This window comes from Streptococcus pluranimalium (assembly GCF_047785705.1).
Classification (GTDB): domain Bacteria; phylum Bacillota; class Bacilli; order Lactobacillales; family Streptococcaceae; genus Streptococcus; species Streptococcus pluranimalium_A.
Genome location: NZ_JBLOJV010000096.1, coordinates 1 through 894 on the forward strand (window position 1 = coordinate 1; position 894 = coordinate 894).

The window sequence follows — 894 nt, forward strand, 5'->3', positions numbered from 1 at the left end:
ATAAAATGAAACAAAAACAGTACATTTGTGGTATAATGTATTTATGGCATATTCATTAGATTTTCGTAAAAAAGTTCTCGCATACTGTGAGAAAACAGGCAGTATTACTGAAGCATCTGTTGTTTTCGATATTTCACGCAACACCATCTATCAATGGCTAAAATTAATGGAGACTACTGGCGAGCTTCATCACCAAGTTAAGGGAACCAAACCAAGAAAAGTTGATAGAGAAAAATTAAAGAACTATCTTGAAGCTCATCCAGATGCTTTTTTGACTGAAATAGCTTCTGAATTTGGTTGCCATCCAACAGCTATTCATTACGCTCTCAAAGCTATGGGTTATACTCGAAAAAAAAGAGCTGTACCTACTATGAACAAGATCCTGAGAAAGTAAATCAGTTCCTTAAAGAATTTAATAACTTAAGTCACTTGACACCTGTTTATATTGACGAGACAGGGTTTGAGATATATTTTCATCGAGAATATGGTCGATCTTTGAAAGGTCAGTTGATCACTGGTCAGGTCTCTGGAAGAAGATTCCAGCGGATATCTTTAGTCGCAGGTCTTATAAACGGTGAGATTATAGCCCCAATGACCTACAAAGAAACCATGACTAGTGACTTTTTCGAAGCTTGGTTTAAAACATTCTTACTGCCCACTTTAGATAGACCATCTGTTATCATTATGGACAATGCAAGGTTTCATCGGATGAGTAAGCTAAAAGAGTTATGCAAGGAGCAGGGTCATAGACTTTTACCACTTCCTCCTTACTCACCTGAGTATAATCCCATTGAGAAAACATGGGCTCAAATTAAAAAATACCTCAGAAAAGTATTGCCAAATTGCGATACTTTTCTTGAGGCACTTTTGTCCTGTTCTTGTTTCAATTAACTA

1 protein-coding gene is annotated in these 894 nt (G+C 36.4%); it reads left to right on the forward strand.

Translation table 11 applies throughout. From position 1 onward, the window contains the following. Window positions 1-43: 43 nt before the first annotated feature. Window positions 44-891, forward strand: a protein-coding gene (locus tag ACMZ6Z_RS09480) for an IS630 family transposase (protein WP_416131053.1) whose coding sequence is annotated in 2 segments (ribosomal slippage) — window positions 44-347 and window positions 347-891 — 849 coding nt in all. Because the reading frame shifts where the segments join, the coding sequence is not laid out codon by codon here. The last annotated feature ends 3 nt before the right edge of the window (window positions 892-894 follow it).